Consider the following 20358-nt stretch of genomic DNA (forward strand, 5'->3'; position numbering starts at 1 on the left):
AACCACTCAGCCTGCGTCAGAGTCTGACGGCGCGTCCGGTCTTGACCGACTCCACGGCGGCATCGGCCAGCTGCAGCGCCTTGAGCCCATCCTGCACGGTGGTCGGCATAGGTTTGTTATGCGCCAGTGCGTCGATATAGGCATCCAGTTCGGACTTGTAGGCTTGCTGATAGCGCTCGAGGAAGAAGTTCAGCAGCGGTTCGCGGGCGTCGGTGACGTCCTGGCTCCAGCGGCGAATGGTGGTCGGACGCAGGTTGTCCATCTGCAGCATGCCCTTGGAGCCAAATACTTCGATGCGCTGGTCGTAACCGTAGACCGCGTTACGGCAGTTGTTGATGTGGCACTGTTTGCCGGAGGCGGTTTGCATCTGCACCATCGCGGTGTCGTAGTCGTCGTACTTTTCCATCATGGCCGGGTCGATCAGGCGGCTGCCGATGGCGCTCAGTTCGACCGGTTCCTCACCCAGCAGCCAGCGGCCGATGTCCAGGTCGTGGATGGTCATGTCGCGGAAAATACCGCCGGAATGCTGGATGTAATCCTCCGGCGCCAGGCCCGGGTCGCGGCTGGTGATGATCACCTGGCGAACCTCACCGATATCGCCGGCGTCGATGGCCGCACGCATTTCGGCAAAGGTGGTTTCGAAGCGGCGATTGAAGGCCAGCATCACCCGTCCGTTCAGCCGCTCGACCTCCTCCACGGCCGCCAGGCTCTTGGCCATGTCCAGGTCGATGGGCTTCTCGCACAGCACCGCCTTGCCCTGGCGCACCGCGCGCAGCATCAGGTTGATATGGGTGTGCGTCGGGGTGCCAATCACGATCGCGTGAACATCGGCCCGATCAATCGCCGCCTCACAGTCGGTCATGGCCTCGGCACCGAGTTCATCGGCCAATTTGCCCGCGGCGTCGGCGAACGGGTCGGCGACGACGACCAGTTTGGCGAACTTGCTGGCCGCCACGTTGGCGGCGTGGATCTTGCCGATACGACCTGCGCCCAGCACTGCGATACCCACCATATTCATATCTCCTGAACTCAATTATTCGTTGTTTTAGCGGTAAAAAACGTCACTGTGCAGCCAGCTATCAAGCCTGGAACCTGATGTGCTCGAACTGTGCAATCGTTGTGTCAAAGGCTTTCTTGGCGGCCACCTCAAGGGGCAGCTTGCGCAACTCGGCGCTGATCAGCTCGACGCCCCACGGTCCCCGGTAACCGACATTGACCACCTGTTGGATAAACGCCGGAACATCCAGTTCGCCCTCGCCGCAGCACTTGCGGTGGTGGGTCGAGTCGTTGAACAGCGACTCGACGATGGCGTGGTTGGCATCATCCAGCTCGATCGACTTGATCAGCTCCAGCGGCAGCTTGGCGATTTCATCGAAGCTCATGCCGCCGCGCGCCACGTGCCAGGTGTCCACCAGCAAGCCACCGTTGGGGCGTACGTCCTGGGCCACGGCAATCGCCCGGTCGATGGTGTTCACGCTGGAAAATGGCAGGAATTCGATGACCACATTGACGCCAAAGGGTTGGGCACGATCGCAGAGGATGGCAAAGGTTTCGCGCATGCGCGGTACATCCGGCGGCCCTTCCTCGAACAAACCGCCGGCCACCTTCAGGCTGCGGGCGCCCAGTTCCCCACCGATTTCCAGCAATTCATCGCGGATCTTGTCGGAGGCCGCACGCGGGGCACCGTCCAGGTGCCAGTCGACGAGAAATTCGACTTCCACATGCTTGATGCCATTGTCCTGGAGAATATTGCGGACCGTGGCAATACCCAGCTTGGCGACATTGTGCACAAGGTCGGCATGCACGAAGCCCATGCCGCGCCAGCCGGCCTTGGCCGCCGCTTCGGCCCGGGCCTGCAGCGAGAACGGGCTGATCTCGCTGGGCGCGCCAGGGTAAGTGTCACCCGCGAGGGTCCAGTAAGCGGCAAGCAGTTCAATAGATTTATCGGGCATGACAGTCACTCATCCAATAAGGGAACGAAGGGTCGATCAATCAGGCCGGGGCCAGGACAAAGTCCCAATTGACGGCCAAAAACGGTACCGGCAAGTCGTAGCGTTCGGCCGTGGCCGCATCGGTTTGCGTGGTGAACTCGGCAATCAGTTCTTTCTTCACGCCGAACACCGTGTCCTCGTGCAGGTACGGGCAGTCGGGGGTGAAGATGTGCGTGATGACCTGGTCGTAACCGCGGGCCGTGACGATAAAGTGCAGGTGCGCGGCGCGGTTCGGATGCCGCCCCAACTGCCCCAGCAACTTGCCCACCGGGCCGTCGGCGGGAATCGGGTAATGCCGCGGCTTGACCGTGCGAAAGGCATAGCAGCCGTCGGCATCCGTGGTGAACAACCCGCGCAGGTTGTAGTCCGGTTGCAGGCCTTTTTGCTGCACGTCGTAGAAGCCATCGTCGTTGGTCTGCCAGATGTCCAGCGTCGCCCCGGCAATCGGCTTTCCGGCGGTGTCCAGCACCCGACCGCTGACCAGGGTCGGCTGGCCTTTGCCGTCCAGGCAGATGTTCGCGCCATTCGCGTAACGAGGCGCATCGGCGACATAGAACGGGCCAAGGATGGTATTGGGCGTGGCGCCCTGGGGCCGACGGTGGTTGATCGCATCCACCAACATGGTGGCCCCGAGCACGTCCGACAGCAGGATGTATTCCTGGCGCCAGTCGGTGCACATCTGCCCGGTCCGGGTGAGAAATTCGATGGCCTTGAACCATTCGTCGTGGGTCGGCTCGATTTCCTTGATCGCCGCATGCAGATGCCGGGTCAGCACCGCCATGACCTCGTGCAGGCGCGGATCGGCATCGGCGCTGATCCGGGCGTTGACGATTTCGGCGGAGCGTTGTTCCTCGAAGAGTCCACCAATAGGCGTGGCGGTATCCAGGTGCGCAGTCATGAGCTGATGTCCTTGATCGTTATTCTTGAAAGCCGGCGTGCAGGTTTCAAAGCCGAACGCCGGGTCGGCGGTCAGTACGCGGTGGCTTCGCCGGCCCGCCATGGGCGGCCGCTCAAACGCTGTTTCATGTGCTGTTCGATCTCTTCCAGGGTCAGTCCCTTGGTCTCTGGCAGCCAGAGGGTGCAGAAGATGATCGAACCGATATTGATCACCGCGAAGAGGAAGAAGGTCATGCCCCCCAACGTGCTCAGCAGGACCGGGAAAAGGAAGGCGACAATGGCGTTGAACACCCAGAACACACTGACGGAAATACCATTCATCAAACCCCGGACATGGGTCGGAAACAGCTCCGACATCAATAGCCAGTACACCGGGCCGATGCACATTTGCATGAAGAACAGGAACGCCAGGACACCGGACAAAGCCAGGTAGCTTTGCAGCAGCGAGTGCGGCATGAAGTTGATCACCAAGCCAAGGAAGATCTGCGCCATGACCACCACGGTCAGCCCCATCAGCAGCATGGAACGGCGGCCCATGCGATTGATCAGCCACATCCCGATCAACGTGGCGATGACCGACACCAGGCCATTGCCAATGGTCGCGATCAGGGCCGCGTTGGTGCCCATGCCGGTTTCCTTGAGAATCATCGGCGTGTAATACATGAAGGCATTGACGCCGGTGAACTGGATGACAAAGCCCAGGCCGATGCCAATGGCCAGCAACTTCAGCAACCAAGGCTCCTTGAGTGTGCTGAGGACACTGGCGTGGCGCTGCTCCACCGCACATTGGGCGATGATGGCCTGCAACTCACGGTCCACTTCCAGGGAGGTATCGCGAATGCCAGTCAGCGTGGTTTTCGCCTCGGCGATGCGCCCTTTGCTGACCAGCCAGCGTGGCGAGGTGGGCACGAAGTGCATGCCGATATACAGCAGCACGGCGGGTATCAGCGCGATCGCCAGCATGTAGCGCCAGATCGACGGGCTGTCGAACAGATGCGCCAGGCCGGCGCTGGCGATATAGGCCAGGCACTGCCCGGAGACGATCATCAATTCGCTCTGGCAGACCAACCGTCCACGGTGCCGTGGTGCCGCCAGCTCGGCGATCAGTACCGGCACGGTAGAGGATGCGCCGCCAACCGCAATGCCCAACACGAAGCGGGTGGCAACCATGGCCCACAGCGTCGGCGCGACCGCGGTGCCCAAGGCGCCCACGGCAAAGAGCATGGCCAGGGCCTTGAGCACCACCAGGCGACCATAGCGGTCGGACAGTTGCCCGGCGAACAGCGCACCAAAGGCGCCGCCGAAAATCAGCGCCGAGGCCACCAGGCCCTCGGAGACCGGGCTCAAGCCCAGTCCGCCGTGACCGGCATCGAGCGCCATGAACGGCAGCGCGCCAGAGATGACCCCGGTGTCATAACCGAACCCCAGCGAGCCCATGGTGGTGATGGCAGCGATACGCCAGAGAATTTTCGACGATGCACTACCGGCAGTGTGGTGATTCGACATGAGGTCAACCTTTATTGAAATTATGTGTACGCTCAGTGGAAGTGAGACTACTGCGATTGAATCGGAAAACAAATGCCTGGATGGCAAATGTGTTTTCCGCTGGGTGGAAAACTGCGCCACCGGCTGGCGGCGCTCGCTTTGTCCGCGGTGATAGCCGTCCGAGGCTCTAGAACTTGGCCTGCACCTTCAGGCCGGCAATCAGCGCCGCATCGATCTCACGTACGCCGCCAGGGTTTTTCACGTATTGCAGGTTCGGGCGTACGGTCAGCCAATTGCTGACATGCACGCCGTAGTAAATCTCGCTGCTGATTTCGTTGTACTGCACCGGCAGATAGCCCGGATTGTCGTAGTCGCTGATACCGTTTTGCTGGTTCTGCAACTGGGCTCGCTCACGATAGGCGGGGTTGGTATGGACCTCGGCGATTCCGACACCCAGGTCGTCCAGGGGACGACTGTCGAAAACGCCCTTGTAGACGATCCCCGCCTGGATGAAATGGTCGACGCGACTGGTGGCCTTGTCGTGGGCGGTGAGGTTGGCAAATACCGACAGGCCGCGGCGGCTGTCGCCATCCCGGGCGGTCAGTTGTTGCTGGGCGACCAGCCAGTAGCCATGCCGGCTGGAATGCTGCTGGAAGGCATCGCCACTGAGGGGCTGCGGGTTACCGTTGACGTCATCCAGTACATCGTCGGCCTTCGCCGTGCTCTTGTAATAGCCGAGCCGATATTCACCCGCCAGCCCGTTGACCTTCGGACTCCAGACCACCTCAATGGGGATCACCGCGCCCTTGGTGCCGCTGCCGCTGAGCTTGAAGCCGTTATCACTCTCCAGATAGGAAGGGTTTTGCTCAAAGACGCCGATCTGTGCGTACACCTCAGGGGTGAACTGATACCGGGTGCGCAGGGCCCATTGGCTGACGGGCCAGTTGTACCAGATGTCGCCGATCCAGTTGGCCGCCTGAGCACCGCAAAATGGCGTGCTCTGAAAGTCGCAGGGGAAGCTGTTGAAATCCGAGCCTTCGTCGAAGCGACCGGCCTTGATGTCCAGGGCGCCATCAAGCCAGGCCTTACTCATCCACATCTGGGTCAACCGCCAGGTCTGCCCCCGGCCATACACTTCCTGCGACGACGAATAAGCGCCGACTCGCGGATCGGCCACCCGATCGTTGGTCAGGTTGCGCCCATCGCGCTCTGTGACCGTGAATTGAAACTGAGTGTTTTCCCAATCGAGGATTTTTTGCAGGTCGGCCTTGAAGCCGACGGCGTATTGCTCGGTCCAGCGGGCGGTGACGTTTTTGTCATAGCCACCGTGAACATTGGCGGCCATTTCTCCGGTGTAGCCCAACTCGATATCGACACCCTGGTCCAGCCACTTGCTGCGCTGCCCACCCCAGTCACCGGTCATCCAGCGGGAGTCCTGGGCAAAGGCTTCATCGGCGGCACAGGCAAAACCGGGAATCAGCAGGCAAAAGCTGACCGCAACCGTGCACTTGGCAAAGTTTTTCATGGCGTGACGTTTCCTTATTGTTAGTCTTGTTGTTAACGCGCAGGCGAATTGAAGCCGGGCTCAATAATGCCAACTTAATAATCGTTCAAAGGAAGCCGGGGCCGTGTCGAACATAAAAGTCCTCCAGCACCAGCGCCACGGATCATAGGACCTGAAAGTTGCAGTGAATACCCAGCAAAACTATAAATGTGAATTCCGCCCAGCGGAAAACCGCCTTAGCGTGTCCAGTAGCGTTCGTACTCATGTTGGTTAAAGTCGGCCAGCAAAAAGTCGATGAAGACGCGCAACTTCGCAGGCATATAACGACGGCTTTGAAAGGCCATATTGATGGTCAACCTCGGTAGATCCCAATCATCCAACACTGGAATCAAGCGCCCGGCCACCAGATCGGCGTTGATGATGTATTTGGGCTGCACCAGGATACCGCCGCCAGCCAGGGCGGCGGCGCGGACAATCTGCCCATCGTTGGTTTCCAGTATCGGCTCGACCTTCAGGGCCACCTCCTCCGCACCTTTGGTAAAACGCATCACCCGTGGCTGGTTGGCATGGCTGTAGATCAACAGGTCATGCTGAGAAAGATCCGCGATGGTTTTCGGCGTGCCCTTGCGTTGCAGATAACCGGGCGACGCCGCCAACACCCGGCGCGTTTCGGCCAGGCGGCGAATGGTGATATTGGAGTCGGGCTCGTACTCGCGGGTTCTGATCGCCAGGTCGATTTCGCTGTCGATGATGTCGAAATAGCGGTTCTCACCCAGCACCTTCACGGTGATGTGTGGGTACATTTTCCGAAAGGCCGGGATCAGCGGGGCAATGTGCAACATGCAGAACGAGATCGAGCCGGTAATGGTCAGCGTGCCGACCGGCTGGACCAACGACTCGCTGAGTGACGCTTCGGCCTCCTTCAATTCCCCCAGCAGGCTTTTGCAACTGGTGTAGAACTGATGGCCCGAGTGGGTCAAGGCCAGGCGCCGGGTATTGCGGTCGATCAGACGGACATTGAGACGCTGCTCCAGCGCCACCAGGTGCCGGCTCGCGGCGGCATTGGACAAGCCCAGTATTTCCGCGGCTTTGCTCAAGGTGCCGACTTCCGCGGTCAAGACAAAAAGCTCCAGTTCGGTCAGTCGATCCAAGGTGTGCTCCCTTCTTATTTTTTCACATATGAAATAAAGAATTCCAGAAACGGACTTTTCTTACATCCAGCGGAACTATAACGTGCGGCGCAGTGGCCTGAGAAGTGAAGTTACCGACATCGCAAAAAATGCCGCGGTGCCGATGGGCCGGAAAAGTTCAGGGAGTCGAGATGCGCAATTTGGACGAAATGACCATCACCCAGGCGGTGTTGGCCAATAACAGTGGTACGGCCGATGCGCGCCTGTGCGCCGTCATGACCAGCCTGGTGCAACACCTGCACGCCTTTGCCCGTGATATCAAACTGACGGAAAAAGAGTGGCAGAGCGGCATCGACTTTCTCAGCCAGGTCGGCAAAACCTGTTCGGCCGACCACCAGGAGTTTGTGCTGTTATCCCACGTCCTCGGGCTATCGACCCTGGTGCTCGCACAGAACGACAAGAAACCCGCCGGCTGCACCGAGGCCGCGGCGTTCCACGTGTTGCCCGAGCACGAGCCCAGCGTCCACGACCTGGGCGCCGACCTCAGCGGGGAACTGGATGGCCCGAAAGGCTACGTGCATGGCTCCGTCCGTGATGCCAAGGGCAATCCCATCCCCTACGCGGCCCTGGAAATCAGTCTGGCCGCTGGCGCCAGCCTGGCCGAACGCGCCCTGCTACAGGCCGATGAACGTGGCCAATACCACTTCTGCACGGCGATACCGAACAGCCAACGTATCCCCCATGACGGCCCTGTCGGCCAGCTGCTCAGCGCTCTCAACCGCCATGCCTGGCGGCCGGCCCACCTGGAATTCACCGTCAGCGCCGCCGGCTATCAACGCTTGACCACCCAGGTATTTCGCGAGGGTGACCCCTATCTGGATTCAGATGCGGTGTTTGGTGTGCGCTCTTCACTCATTACCGAATGGCAACGACAGGACGCCGGCATGACCCCGGCCGGCACACTGAGTCGCGATCCGTTTTATAGCTTGGCCTTCGATTTCGTCCTGGCGAAGGATGCGGTCAGCTAAGCGCATGGTTATTTCCCGTTTCGAGGTCAGCATGAACGACAACGTGTCCCTTATCGCTTTAATCAGCTCATTAGAACAACAACGCTACCAGGCGATGCAACAAGGCGACCTCGAAGCTTTCCAGCGTTTGGCCCATAACGAGTTGGTTTATGTGCACTCCAATGGTGTCCGGGACACGCTGGCCAGTTACTTGAATAAATGTCGCAACGGTCTTTATCTCTATCACCGAATAGAACATGTCGTGCAGGAAGTGCGCACTGTCGGCGATACCGCCCTGGTCTTTGGCGAAATGTCCGCCGATATCGTTTCCCACGGCGTGGCCAAAACCCTCAATAACCGAACCCTCAGCGTCTGGCTCAAGACGGCAGCGCATTGGCAGCTACTTGCCTATCAACCCACGCCTATCGTCCAGCGTCCAGCACCTGCATCCACCCCAGGAGACCTGCCCAATGTCAACGCCCCCCTTCATCTATAACGGTCAGCCGTCGCGCGTCATTTTTGGCAAAGGCTCGCTGCAGCAACTGGAGGCGGAAATCGATCGATTAGGCGCCAAGCGGGCGCTGGTCCTCTGCACGCCGGAACAACGCGCCCAGGCGGAAAACATCGTTCGATTGCTCGGCAGCCGGGCCGCCGATATTTTCGACAAGGCGGTCATGCACGTTCCTATCGAGACGGCACGGGAAGCCCGTGAAGTCGCACGCAAACTGGGAGCCGACTGCGCCGTGGCCATCGGTGGCGGTTCAACCACCGGGCTGGGCAAAGCCATCGCCATGGACTCCGGGCTGCCGATCCTGGCCATCCCGACCACTTACGCCGGCTCCGAGATGACCCCGGTCTTCGGCCTGACCGAGAACGGCCTCAAGCGTACCGGCAAGGATCCGCGGGTGCTGCCCAAGACGGTGATCTACGACCCGGAGCTCAGCGTCAGCCTGCCCCTCGAGATGTCGATCACCAGCGGCATGAACGCTATCGCCCACGCGGCCGAAGGCTTGTACGCCCAGGATGGCAATCCGGTCATGTCGTTGATGGCCGAAGAAGGCATCAGGGCCCTGGCCGAAGGCATGAAACGCATCCATCGCAACCCGACCGACCTCGATGCCCGCGGCGATTGCCTCTATGGCGCGTGGCTGTGCGGCACCGTGCTCGGCAACGTCGGCATGGCCCTGCATCACAAGCTTTGTCACACCCTGGGCGGCAGCTTCAACCTGCCGCATGCGCAGACCCATACGATCGTGCTTCCCCACGCCATCGCCTACAACCAGTCCGCGGCGCCAGGCTTGTCGCGTATCTGCCGGGCGCTGAACGTCGACGATTGCAGCCCCGCGGCCGCCCTGTTCGACCTCTCCAGCTCCCTGGGGGCGCCGACACGCCTCAAGGATCTGGGCCTGACCAAGGCCGACCTGGATCGCGCCACGGACATTGCCCTCGCCAATCCTTACTGGAACCCACGGCCCATCGAGGCAGCAGCGATTCGCCAACTGCTGCAGGATGCGTTCGATGGCGTTCGTCCACAGTAAGACAACATGGACTGCACGGATGCCGCTCAGTAAGGCAGGTTGAACGGCGTGACGATCTGCACCTGGGAGGGTGCGATCGGCCCGTCCTTCCACAGCCGATGAAATTGCAGGATGTGCAGGAACACATGGCGAGCATCGATCTGCAGATTGTGGTCGATGATCGCGGCGATTTTTTCCTCGGCCAGCAACTGGCGATTTTCCTCATCCAGGTCGTGGCCGATAAACACCTCCAGCGGCCGCGCCGATGCCGCGAACGCATCGACGATCGCCCGGTTACCGCCCCCCACGCTGTAGACCGCCTTGAGGTCGGGATGCTGCCTCAGCGCCTCGGTCACTCGTTCAAGGGTGCGTTCGTACACCCCGTAGCCACCGCTGATGTCCAGCACGCGCAAATGCGCGGCGCGGCCACGCAGCCACATGCGAAAGCCCATTTCGCGCTCTTCCTCCCCGCGAAACAGCTCGCTGCCGATCACCACCGCCACCTCCTGCGACTGCGGCCCCAGCCAGCGTGACAACAGGTACGCGGCGGTCTGTCCGGCGGTGCGGTTGTCCATGCCGACATAGCCGATGCGCTCGCTGTGGGGCAGGTCGGTCACCAGGGTCACCACCGGAATCCCGGCCGCGGCCAACTGCTTGACCGCCAGGTTCACCGCCGGCTCGTCGGCGGCCTTGAGCACCACGCCCTGACTGCCCATATCGAGGCAGCGCAACAACTGGTCGTGCATCGCCTGGGGTTCGATTTCTTCGAACAGGTGAAAACGTGGGGCAATGCGAAACGGCGCCAGGCTCGCCAGTTGGGTGATGATCGCCGCCCGCACCGCCGCACTGAAGCGGCGCGGCGTGTGCATGATCACATCGATATGAAAGGTGCGCCCCACCGCCAGGCCGTTCTTTTCCTGGGCTTCGAGCTCAATCAAGGCCTGCTCGATACGGCGCTGGGTCTGATAATGCACGCTGCCACGCTGGTGCAGTACGCGATCGACCGTAGCCTTGCTGACCCCCGCCTGGGTGGCCAGTTGCTTGATGGAGAAGTGTTTGGCGCGTTCGATCATGGTTTCAGCCTGAGGTTTTTTTGAGGTCTTTTCGGGCGTTATCGAGGTCAGCACGATGCTAGTCTCAATTTCGCCGAGCGTCGAGCCGGTACCTTGATAACAACAAAAACCAGGAGAAGCGCATGTCTGAAAGCAACCTCGCCACCTCGTTCAATGGCCAGTACTTTGTCGTCACCGGCAGCACGCAGGGCCTCGGTGCCGCGGTGGCCCACACCCTGGCCCGCCGCGGTGCGGCCGGCCTGATCATTTGCGGGCGACGCCCCGAACAGGGTCAGGCACAGGTGCGCCAATTGGCGGAACTGGATTGCCAGGCGTTCTTTGTCCAGGCCGACCTGGAGCAGATCGACGACTGCCGCGCGGTCATCGATGCCGCCCGCACCCACTTCGGTACCCTGCACGGGCTGGTCAACTGCGCCGGCATGTCGGATCGCGGGAGCATCCTGGACACGGCTCCGGAACTGTTCGATCGCCTCTTCGCAGTCAACGTACGAGCGCCGTTCTTCCTCATGCAGGAAGCGCTGAAGCTGATGATCAGCCAGGGCGTGGAAGGCGCCATCGTCAATATCCAGAGCATCGTCGGCCACGGCGGCCAGTCCTACCTGACAGCCTACTCGGCCTCCAAGGGCGCGCTGGCGATCCTGACCAAAAACGTCGCCTTCAGCGCCCTGCGCAACCGCATCCGGGTCAATGGCCTGAATATCGGCTGGATGGACACCCCCCACGAGGATGAGATCCAGCGCCGCTACCATGGTGCCCAAGACGGCTGGTTGGCGAAGGCCGAGCACGCCCAGCCCTTCGGCCGCCTGCTCAAGCCCGAGGAGGTCGCCCAAAGCGTCGCGTTCCTGCTGTCCCGCGAGTCGGGGATGATGACCGGCACGGTGATCGATCTGGAGCAAGGCGTGATCGGCTGCGGCGACGACAGCGCGCCGCGCCCGGGGCAGCCCTTGAGCTTGCCGGAGAACACCCGATGAATCAGCCCCTGTCAGCCTTTGTCCGGGCCGACTCCGTGCAACTGCACGACTTCGCCCGGCTGTGCGAACAACAGGCCCGCCCCGAGGACTACCCCCACTGCAGCGAGGTGCAGGGCAATGTGCCGATCTATCAGGCGCAGGCCTTGCGCAACGCTGACCGCCACGCGCTGCTGAACGAGTTGCACCGGCTGTTTCGCGACGGCCCGGGGGTCATGGTGGTGCGCCAGGGCTATAGCGACCTGGGGGTGGTTGATCGCCACAGCCGGGTATTCGAGGCGATCTTCGCCGAGGAGGCCGCCCAGGGCGTGGCTAGCGACCACTTCGCCAAGGCCGGCAGCAACGGACGTATCTGGAATTCATTGCAGAAGGCCGCCCTGCACTCGCCATCGTCCTTCATCGAGTACTACGCCAACCCACTGCTGGGGCTGATTGCCGAAGCCTGGCTGGGTCCGCACTTCCAGGTCACCGCCCAGGTCAACGTGGTGCACCCCGGTGGACAGGCCCAGCAACCCCACCGTGATTACCACCTGGGGTTCCAGACGGTCGCTGAAGTCGAGCGTTTTCCTCTGCCCTTGCAGGTGCTGTCCCAGTACCTGACATTGCAGGGCGCCGTGGCCCACTCCGACATGCCGCTGGACACCGGCCCGACCCTGCTGTTGCCGTTTTCCCAACAGTACGCGCTGGGTTACCTGGCCTGGCGCCGCGCCGAGTTCATCGACTACTTCCAAAAGCAGGCGGTGCAACTGCCGCTGAGCAAGGGTGACCTGCTGTTCTTCAATCCCGCGCTGTTCCACGCCGCTGGTAGCAACCTCACGCCGGATCGCCAACGCATGGCCAACCTGCTGCAGATTTCCTCGGCCTTCGGCAAGCCCATGGAAACTGTGAACCGCGAACGCATGATGCTCGCGCTCTACCCCTGCTTGCTGCAGCAGTGGGCGGATCAAGTACTAGACGCACCCGGACTGGCTGCGGTGATCGCCAGCTGCGCCGACGGTTATTCCTTTCCCAGCAACCTCGACACCGACCCACCCCTGCACGGCCTGGCCCCGCAGACCGGGCAACAACTGATGTGGCAAGCGCTGAACGAACGCTGGCCCTACGCGACCTTTGCCGAGCGCGTGGCGCAAATGCATGCCAAACGCCAGGCCTGACCCTGTTTCCAAACGATCCAAAAACAACAACAAAACCGGAGTGCGACCATGAAAAAACGACTTCTGACCTTCCTGCTTGCCATTGTCTTCACACCGCTGGCACTGGCCGATATCCGTATCGGCGTCAGCATTGCCCAGGTCGATGATGTATTCCTGGCGCAGATGCGCGACTACATGGCCGCCCACGCCAAGGAACTGCCCGGCGTCACCCTGCAATTCGAAGACGCCCAGGGCGATGTGGTACGCCAGCTCAATCAGGTACAGAACTTCACCGCCCAGAGCATGGACGCGATCATTGTCAATCCGGTGGATACCGCCGCCACACAAAAAATAACCGACCAGGCGCGCAAGGCCAGTGTCCCCCTGGTCTATGTCAACCGCCGCCCCGACCTGGCTGAACTGCCACCCGGCGTCGGCTATGTGGGCTCGGATGAAATCAAGGCCGGCGAAATACAAATGCGCTACCTGGCGGAAAAAATGGGCGGCAAAGGCAATCTGGCGATCATGCTCGGCCTGCTCTCCAACGACGCCACCCACAGCCGTACCCAGGGTGTAAAGGAAGTGCTTAAAAGCTATCCGGACATCCACGTGGTCGAGGAGCAAAGCGCCGAATGGCAGCGTGGCAAGGCCATGGACCTGATGAATAACTGGATTCTGTCGGGGAAAAAAATAGATGCCGTGGCCGCCAATGCCGACGAAATGGCCATTGGCGCGGCGATGGCCATCAAACAAGCCGGCATGCGCCCGGGCAAGGACATCCTGGTGGGTGGCAGCGATGGCGGCCCCGCCGGCCTCGATGCAATCAAGAGGGATCAACTGGTGGTAACCGTCTACCAGGACAACAAACGCCAGGCCGTCGGATCCATTGATTTAGCACTGAAGATGGTCCGCAAAGAACCCTATACAGCACAGTTGACCATTCCTTATCAGCTCATTACCAAGGCCAACTATCAGGACTTCCTCAGCCCTTGAACGACTGAAACTCAACGACCGACAGGCAAAGTTGCCCCCGCATGAGCGCCATCGGCACACCACAACTACGTGCCGATCTGGCCGCGCGCCACAAAGCAGCAAGCCGCCGGGGTCCGATTGGCTCTCGCAAGGTTTGGTTGCCATTTGGGCGGGGGGCTGCCATGGCGCTGATCGTGTTTAATCAAGAACCTGGACATAACCATCTGCTCTGTTGTGGGCATTGCCCTCGTCGCCAGACGCCACACTACAACACAGGCAAATCGCCAACACGTCCGAGTACTTGTCCATTTTCAGCGCTACGCCGAGAAGCCTTAATACGTCATCTAATTTTTCATCTTTTTTAAGGCAGACAATACCGACGTCCTCCGTCCCACCATCCAGATAATACTTCAACAACATTTTTTCGCAAAAAACCGGTGTGAGATCCTTTGGCGTCAAATTAATATTAGGTACTTCACAGATCGTTCTTGTCAGCAAGGGTTCTTCCCATGAGGCACGAACAGATGTCTTTGTCGGCAAGATGCCTGACAATAAGATGTCGAGTGGACTTTGAGTCGGTGCCAGCTCCGACTTTAAACTCAGGTTCGGTGTTAGCCCCTGCGGCCGACCTTGACGCAGATTTCTATAGATCTCTTGCAAGGGGAACCCATTGTCCGTGTCATACCAGCCAAAATTATCAACCCCCCATGGAAAGTAAATACTGAAATTACTGATAAACTTTCCTTCAACTTTTATGCCGTGGGCAATAATAAAAAATATTGAGACGTCCTCAAAAACAACGTCATCTTTTACCAATGCCACCGCGTGACTGCCGATTGCTTTTACTTGAGGCATCTGAAATCTCCTTGATCGTTAACCGGCATCATTGCAATAACCCATCCACGTTAAACCGCTCGGAGTAAAAACAAATGCAACCCGTCAAGCAGCCGATTCTATTAGACAGATTTGCCCACCTTCGGTAGGAACCGCAACGCTAAGAAGACCGAGCGTGGTAGAGCTGTCCTCATACGGTGGCATCAAGAGGTTAGATCAAATAGCTGCTCAGCGCGGTGATCCAGTAAATATTTCAGAGTCCTGTTGCCCATATCTGCGGGGCTGGCCGGCGCTGACCTGACCGCCAAATGAGGCCTACACCGCGCTTATTGGGTATTTCTCCACCCGCATCGCCGCCACACTCACGGCTTGGGCAAGACCAACTCGGCAGAGGCCTTCTGTCGCGCGACTTCATCAGGGTCCGAGACAAAAACAACGGTCAGAAACAAGGCGCACAGCGCCAGCCCCGCCAGCAGGTAGAGCCCGCTCTCGAAATTACCCGTCATGTCCTTGGCCATGCCGACCAGCCCGGGGCCGAAGAAACCACCGAGGTTGCCCACGGAGTTGATCAATGCGATACCGGCTGCCGCGCTGCTGCCACTCAGGTACAGCGACGGCAACGGCCAGAACGGTCCTTTGAAGCCCATCATGCCAATGGTTGCGGCACACATGCCGAGGATTGCCAGATAGTTGCCGGGCATCCACCCCGCCATTGCCAGGCCACCGGCCAGGAACAGCAGCGCGATGATCAGGAACCGTTTGCGTTTGTTGAGACGGTCGGAAAGCAGGCCGATGGTGACCATGCCGATGCAGCCCACGACATAAGGAATGGCCGCGACGAAACCAATCGCCATGCCGTTGTAGCCTTGCTGTTTGATGATCTGCGGCAAAAACATCGAAAGCCCGAGATTGGTTGCGGCAACGCAAAAATACAGGGTGCACAACACCAGGATGGCGGGACTGCGAAACACCTCCCACAGTGAATTCTTACTATCGAGCCTGGGGGGATTGGCCTTGATATCGTTTGCCAGTTCACGGGCCAGCCATTCACGCTGCGTATCATTCAACCAATGCACCTGCCGTGGCGAATCCGGTAGGCACTTGAGCACCACACCCAGCAACAGAATGCCCGGGGTCCCCTCGACGATATACAACCACTGCCAGCCCTTGAGGCCCAGGAGGCCATCGAGCTCCAGCAGCAAGGTTGAAATCGGCGCGCCGACTGCCAGGGAAATCGGGATCGACAACATGAAGGTCGAGATAATGCGGGCTCGATAACGTACCGGGAACCACAAGGTCAGGTAAAGAATGACCGCAGGGAAGAATCCGGCTTCCGCCACCCCCAGCAAAAACCTCAGTGTCAGGAAGCTTCTGGGCCCCTCGACAAACACCATGCAGGTGGCAATCAGCCCCCAGGTAAAAAGGATACGGGCAATCCAGCGCCGCGCACCGACCCTGATCATCATCAGGTTGCTGGGCACTTCGAACAGGCAATAGCCAATGAAAAACAACCCGGCCCCCCATCCAAAGACCGCGCTGCTCAGACCGATATCGGCGTTCATGGTCAGCGCCGCGAAACCGACGTTGACACGGTCGAGATACGAAACGATGTAGAGCAAAATCAGCAACGGCAACAGCCGCCAGAAGATTTTGTTCGTCACTTGTTTTTCAATGTCAGCGCTCATGGCACGTCCTTTTTTATTCTTGTTTTACCCTGCGCCGAGAAGGGCAAAGCCCACTCCCGGCGCAGGCGGTAAAGCTTGAAACTCAGGTTATTTGGAGACAGGCATCGCGAACTCGGCCCCCTGCTCAATGCTCTCCGACCAGCGCTGCATGATCGATTTCTGCTTGGTGTAGAAGCGCACGCCCTCCTCCCCATAGGCATGCATGTCACCGAACAGGCTTTTCTTCCAGCCGCCGAAACCATGCCAGGCCATCGGCACCGGAATTGGCACGTTGATGCCGACCATGCCCACGTCGATACGACGGGCAAATTCGCGGGCGACATTACCATCGCGGGTGAAACAACTGACGCCATTGCCAAACTCATGCTCGTTGACCAGTTTCAACGCTGCGGCGAAGTCAGGTACGCGCACGCAGGCCAGGACCGGGCCAAAGATCTCTTCGCGGTAGATGCTCATCTCGGCGGTGACATGGTCGAACAGTGTCGCCCCCAACCAGAACCCGTTCTCCAGGCCTGGCTCGGCCGGTACAAAGTCACGACCATCGAGCAGCAACTGCGCACCCGCCTCCACGCCTTGAGCGATGTAACCGCTGATTCGCTCACGGGCGGCCCGCGAAACGATCGGTCCCATCTCCGCCTTCAGGTCGCGGCCGTCGGTGATGTTCAACTCACGACCGCGCCGGGTCAGTGCCGCGACCACCTGGTCCGCCACGTCACCGACCAGGACCGCCACCGAGATGGCCATGCAACGTTCGCCGGCGCTGCCAAACGCGGCACCGATCAGCGCATCGACAGTACGCTCGATATCCGCATCGGGCATGACGACCATATGGTTTTTCGCGCCGCCCAGGCCTTGCACACGTTTACCGTGGCGTGCACCGGTTTCATAGATGTATTGGGCAATGGGCGTGGAGCCCACGAAGCTGATCGCCTTGACGTCGGGGTGCTCGATCAGTGCATCAACCGATTCCTTGTCGCCCTGAACAACGTTGAATACACCTTTGGGCAGCCCGGCTTCGCGAAGCAGCTCAGCCATGAACAGGGCCGCGCTCGGATCAGTCGGGCTCGGTTTGAGAATGAAGGTATTACCGGCAGCGATGGCGACCGGGTACATCCACATGGGCACCATCACCGGGAAGTTGAAGGGCGTGATGCCGGCGACAACACCCAGAGGCTGGCGCATGGTCCAGTTATCCATGCCTCGGGATACCTGGTCGGAATGATCACCTTTGAGCAGGTTCGGAATACCACAGGCGAATTCCAGAATATCGATGCCACGGTCCACTTCACCCTGGGCGTCAGTGAAGACCTTGCCGTGCTCAGCGACGATAATGCGTGCCAGATCGTCCTTGCGCATGCGCAGCAGGTGCAGATACTGAAATAGCACCCGCGCACGGCGGATGGGTGGAGTATCGCTCCAGGCGGGGAACGCGGTCTTGGCCGCCTCGACAGCTTCGGAAACGGTCTGGCGGCTCGCCAGCGCAACGCGCCCAGTCACCTCACCCGTGGCAGGGTTGTAGACGTCCTGATAGCGATCATCGCGGGAAACGCGTTGATCATTGATGAAATGCTCGATCGAGGTGGTCATGGCAGTTGATCCAGGTTGAGAGTTGGGCTGGCAGCGTTGCAAGCCAGCGGTGAAACTCACGATAGGCTTTCAGTTTGTTCCAAACCAGAGCAGAATCCAGAACTGATTGTGCATTTATGAGAACAATAAACTCGTGGAAAAATCTGAAATCGAAGGACTCTGGAGCCATATCCACTGGCTATCGGTGCTAGAGGAACAAGGCACCTATACTGCGGCCGCGGCACGCCTGGGTGTCAGTAAATCCGCAGTCAGCCAACGCATCAGCGATCTTGAAAAGGCCACCGGCACGCGTCTGGTGACCCGCACCACACGCAGCGTGCGGCTTACCGATGCCGGGCTGTCATTGACCCGCGAAGTGCGCAGCGCCTATGAGCACATTGCCCGCAGTTTTTCCTCGGTGCGGGACTCGGCCGGGGAAATCCGCGGCCTGGTGCGCCTGACCGCGCCCGTTGCCTTCGCCCGGCAGCAACTGGTGCCTCACCTCGCTGAATTCCTCCAGCAGTATCCGCAGGTGCGCATTCAACTGGATGTTTCCGATGCCCTGAGTTCACTGGCCGCCGAGGGATATGACCTGGCAGTCAGGCATGGTTTCCAGGTGCCGGAAACACACGTGGCCTGGAAACTCTGCGACACCGCTTCCGTACTCGTCGCCACCCGGCAATACCTGCAGCGCGAGGGTGAACCCCGAGAGCCTGGAGAGCTCCCCACCCACAATTGTCTTTATTACCCGCGCGGCACTGATCAACCCGCCTGGACCTTCGAACGAACCAAACGAGGCGCAAAAAATGTAGAACGCATCACGGTGCCCATCGCCGGCAGCTTTGCCACCAACAACAGCGAAGCGTTGCGCGACTCGGCGCTCAGCCATCTGGGCATTGCCCTGCTACCTGACTTCAGCGCCCATGACGCGCTTGCCAGCGGCAAGCTGGTGCAGGTGCTCAAGGACTGGACGTTGACGGGGGCCTTCGCCGACGAGATTTATCTCATTCGCCCCTACTCGCCCCATGTCCCTAAATCGGTGACGGCATTGGTCAGTTATTTGAAGCAGAAGCTGTCAGGCGGATTTCAAACCGCGTGATCGCGTCGGCGATTGGGCACCTGTGGAACCGGACCAAGCCCGGCTCCACAGGGCCAAACGCGCACATATTGTCACTTCGACGCAAATGGCAGATGTCAGAACTTGGTGATGAACTTCACCCCCGCAATCAGGGCGTTGTCCACTTCATCCACGCCGCCTGGGTGAACGACATACTGAAGGTTGGGACGGATGGTAAACCACGGCGCCAAGGCAAACCCATAGTGAATCTCGGCGTCCCATTCGCTGTGGCGCACGGGCATGTAGGCGGGGTTGTCATAATCATTGATGCCTGCCAATTCATTGGTCAGCTGTGCCTCTTTGGTCACATTTTCGTTGACGTGGATCCTGGCTACGCCAACACCAAAGTCATCGTTTGGCCGAGTGTCGAAAAACCCCTTATAGACGAAGCCCGCTTGGAGGAAATTGTCCACCAGGTTGGTCGCCTTATCGTGCACCGTGGCGTTGAAGAACACACTCAGCCCCCGCGCCGGGTCCCCACCACGGCTGGTGAGTTGTTGCTGGGCCACCACCCAGGCCCCGTGTTTGTTGCTACGGCGGCGGAAAGCGCCACCTGACACCGGCTGCGGCTGCCCATCCGCGCCCTCGTAGACATCATCGGCCTTGGCCGAGCTGTAGTAACCACCCAACCGGTATTCGCCCGGCAGCCCATTGACCTTAGGCGACCAGACCACTTCCGCCGGTATGAGTGCGCCTTTGCTGCCACTGCCGCTGAGCTTGAAGCCGTTGCCGACCTCAAGGTTCGATGGATTGACTTCGAAGGCGCCAATCTGCGCGTAGACTTCAGACGACAGCGCGTACTTCACGCGCAACCCCCATTGCGAGACCGGCCAGTTGTACCAGACCGATCCCGCCCAGTTAGCGGCCTGTGGACCACAGAAAGCGTTGTTCTGGAAGTCACAAGGGAAGGTATTGAAGTCCTCCCCTTCACCAAACCGACCCGCCTTGACGTTCAGCGCACCATCCAGCAGCCCTTTGCTCAACCACATCTGCGTCAACCGCCAGGTCTGGCCACGGCCATAGACTTCCTGAGGCGTACTGAGCATCCCGGCGCGGGGATCGCTGATGCGATCATTGGCCAGGTTGCGGCCACTGCGTTCGGTGACAGTCAGCTGGAATAAAGCGTCGTCCCAACCGGCAATTTTCTGCAGGTCGAGCTTGGTCCCCAGCGCCAGTTGATCGGCATAACGTGCCGTATGGTCTTTATCGTATCCACCACGCAGGTTGGCGGCGGCTTCGCCCACATATTCGACGGAAAAGTCATAGCCTTTCTGGTATAGCCCGGAACGCACTCCGCCCCAGTCGCCCAATGCGTATTGCGACGGGTCGAAGGTATCGGCAGCCGATGCTACTTGCACACCGAAGCCGCTGACCAGACAAAGCGCAAGGCTGATTTTTGGACGAACGAAGGGGTCCCGCTTGACTAGGGATTTCAACATCAACTGCACTCCAGATTATTGTTATTTTCATGCCTGATTT

The 20358-nt window shown here is 59.8% G+C and carries 18 protein-coding genes; 7 read left to right on the forward strand and 11 right to left on the reverse strand.

Going from position 1 to position 20358, the window contains the following annotated elements:
* Positions 1 to 16: 16 nt before the first annotated feature.
* From iolG to M5C01_RS14230, 6 genes are all read right to left on the reverse strand, one after another.
* Positions 17 to 1012 carry an inositol 2-dehydrogenase gene (gene iolG, locus M5C01_RS14205; protein ID WP_152739874.1) on the reverse strand — a complete coding sequence of 332 codons (996 nt, stop codon included), beginning with the start codon at positions 1010 to 1012 and terminating at the stop codon, positions 17 to 19.
* 67 nt (positions 1013 to 1079) lie between these two features.
* Positions 1080 to 1952, reverse strand: coding sequence for a TIM barrel protein (locus M5C01_RS14210; RefSeq protein ID WP_152739873.1), 873 nt, complete (start codon positions 1950 to 1952; stop codon positions 1080 to 1082).
* 40 nt (positions 1953 to 1992) lie between these two features.
* Complete coding sequence (locus M5C01_RS14215) at positions 1993 to 2889, reverse strand: intradiol ring-cleavage dioxygenase (RefSeq protein ID WP_152739872.1); 897 nt, start codon at positions 2887 to 2889, stop codon at positions 1993 to 1995.
* A gap of 71 nt (positions 2890 to 2960) precedes the next feature.
* Positions 2961 to 4394, reverse strand: coding sequence for a sugar porter family MFS transporter (locus M5C01_RS14220; protein ID WP_152739871.1), 1434 nt, complete (start codon positions 4392 to 4394; stop codon positions 2961 to 2963).
* Between the two features lie 166 nt (positions 4395 to 4560).
* Positions 4561 to 5898 carry a carbohydrate porin gene (locus tag M5C01_RS14225; RefSeq protein WP_152739870.1) on the reverse strand — a complete coding sequence of 446 codons (1338 nt, stop codon included), beginning with the start codon at positions 5896 to 5898 and terminating at the stop codon, positions 4561 to 4563.
* A gap of 215 nt (positions 5899 to 6113) precedes the next feature.
* Positions 6114 to 7028, reverse strand: coding sequence for a LysR family transcriptional regulator (locus M5C01_RS14230; protein WP_152739869.1), 915 nt, complete (start codon positions 7026 to 7028; stop codon positions 6114 to 6116).
* 170 nt (positions 7029 to 7198) lie between these two features.
* Here M5C01_RS14230 and M5C01_RS14235 point away from each other — a divergent pair, with 170 nt between their 5' ends.
* The 3 genes from M5C01_RS14235 to M5C01_RS14245 are packed head-to-tail and all read left to right on the forward strand — an operon-like array spanning position 7199 to position 9552.
* Positions 7199 to 8035 (forward strand): dioxygenase, encoded by an 837-nt coding sequence (locus tag M5C01_RS14235; protein ID WP_152739868.1) that lies wholly within the window; start codon positions 7199 to 7201, stop codon positions 8033 to 8035.
* 31 nt (positions 8036 to 8066) lie between these two features.
* Complete coding sequence (locus M5C01_RS14240; protein WP_152739867.1) at positions 8067 to 8510, forward strand: nuclear transport factor 2 family protein; 444 nt, start codon at positions 8067 to 8069, stop codon at positions 8508 to 8510.
* Positions 8485 to 9552, forward strand: coding sequence for a maleylacetate reductase (locus M5C01_RS14245; protein ID WP_152739866.1), 1068 nt, complete (start codon positions 8485 to 8487; stop codon positions 9550 to 9552). Before M5C01_RS14240 ends, M5C01_RS14245 begins: the two co-directional genes overlap by 26 nt.
* A gap of 26 nt (positions 9553 to 9578) precedes the next feature.
* On the opposite strand, the gene M5C01_RS14250 is transcribed toward M5C01_RS14245, so the two are convergent.
* The gene (locus M5C01_RS14250) at positions 9579 to 10604 is read right to left on the reverse strand and encodes a LacI family DNA-binding transcriptional regulator (protein ID WP_152739865.1); all 1026 of its coding nucleotides are present in this window, start codon (positions 10602 to 10604) and stop codon (positions 9579 to 9581) included.
* A gap of 122 nt (positions 10605 to 10726) precedes the next feature.
* On the opposite strand from M5C01_RS14250, the gene M5C01_RS14255 reads away from it, so the two are divergent.
* Genes M5C01_RS14255 through M5C01_RS14265 form a run of 3 tightly spaced genes read left to right on the forward strand, consistent with a single transcriptional unit; the run spans position 10727 to position 13698 of the window.
* Positions 10727 to 11575, forward strand: coding sequence for an SDR family oxidoreductase (locus tag M5C01_RS14255; protein WP_152739864.1), 849 nt, complete (start codon positions 10727 to 10729; stop codon positions 11573 to 11575).
* Entirely contained in the window at positions 11572 to 12726 is a 1155-nt protein-coding gene (locus M5C01_RS14260) for a phytanoyl-CoA dioxygenase family protein (RefSeq protein ID WP_152739863.1), read from the forward strand. The genes M5C01_RS14255 and M5C01_RS14260 overlap by 4 nt, the downstream gene beginning before the upstream one ends.
* A gap of 48 nt (positions 12727 to 12774) precedes the next feature.
* A complete protein-coding gene (locus M5C01_RS14265; protein ID WP_152739862.1) occupies positions 12775 to 13698 on the forward strand; it encodes a sugar ABC transporter substrate-binding protein in 924 nt (307 codons plus the stop codon).
* A gap of 177 nt (positions 13699 to 13875) precedes the next feature.
* Here the strand turns inward: M5C01_RS14265 and M5C01_RS14270 are convergent, their stop codons facing one another.
* The 3 genes from M5C01_RS14270 to M5C01_RS14280 all read right to left on the reverse strand — a co-directional run bounded on the left by M5C01_RS14270 (position 13876) and on the right by M5C01_RS14280 (position 17783).
* Positions 13876 to 14532, reverse strand: coding sequence for a hypothetical protein (locus tag M5C01_RS14270; protein ID WP_152739861.1), 657 nt, complete (start codon positions 14530 to 14532; stop codon positions 13876 to 13878).
* A 341-nt stretch (positions 14533 to 14873) separates the two neighbouring features.
* Positions 14874 to 16196, reverse strand: a complete 1323-nt coding sequence (locus M5C01_RS14275; RefSeq protein WP_152739860.1) for an MFS transporter — start codon at positions 16194 to 16196, stop codon at positions 14874 to 14876.
* A gap of 87 nt (positions 16197 to 16283) precedes the next feature.
* Positions 16284 to 17783: a CoA-acylating methylmalonate-semialdehyde dehydrogenase gene (locus M5C01_RS14280; protein WP_152739859.1), complete on the reverse strand. Its 1500-nt coding sequence runs from the start codon at positions 17781 to 17783 to the stop codon at positions 16284 to 16286.
* Between the two features lie 133 nt (positions 17784 to 17916).
* On the opposite strand from M5C01_RS14280, the gene M5C01_RS14285 reads away from it, so the two are divergent.
* Complete coding sequence (locus tag M5C01_RS14285; protein WP_178129873.1) at positions 17917 to 18861, forward strand: LysR family transcriptional regulator; 945 nt, start codon at positions 17917 to 17919, stop codon at positions 18859 to 18861.
* 95 nt (positions 18862 to 18956) lie between these two features.
* Here the strand turns inward: M5C01_RS14285 and M5C01_RS14290 are convergent, their stop codons facing one another.
* Positions 18957 to 20318: a carbohydrate porin gene (locus M5C01_RS14290; protein ID WP_152739983.1), complete on the reverse strand. Its 1362-nt coding sequence runs from the start codon at positions 20316 to 20318 to the stop codon at positions 18957 to 18959.
* Positions 20319 to 20358 lie beyond the last annotated feature (40 nt).

Origin of the sequence: Pseudomonas sp. MWU12-2319 (assembly GCF_023242525.1) — a bacterium.
GTDB lineage: Bacteria > Pseudomonadota > Gammaproteobacteria > Pseudomonadales > Pseudomonadaceae > Aquipseudomonas > Aquipseudomonas gingeri_D.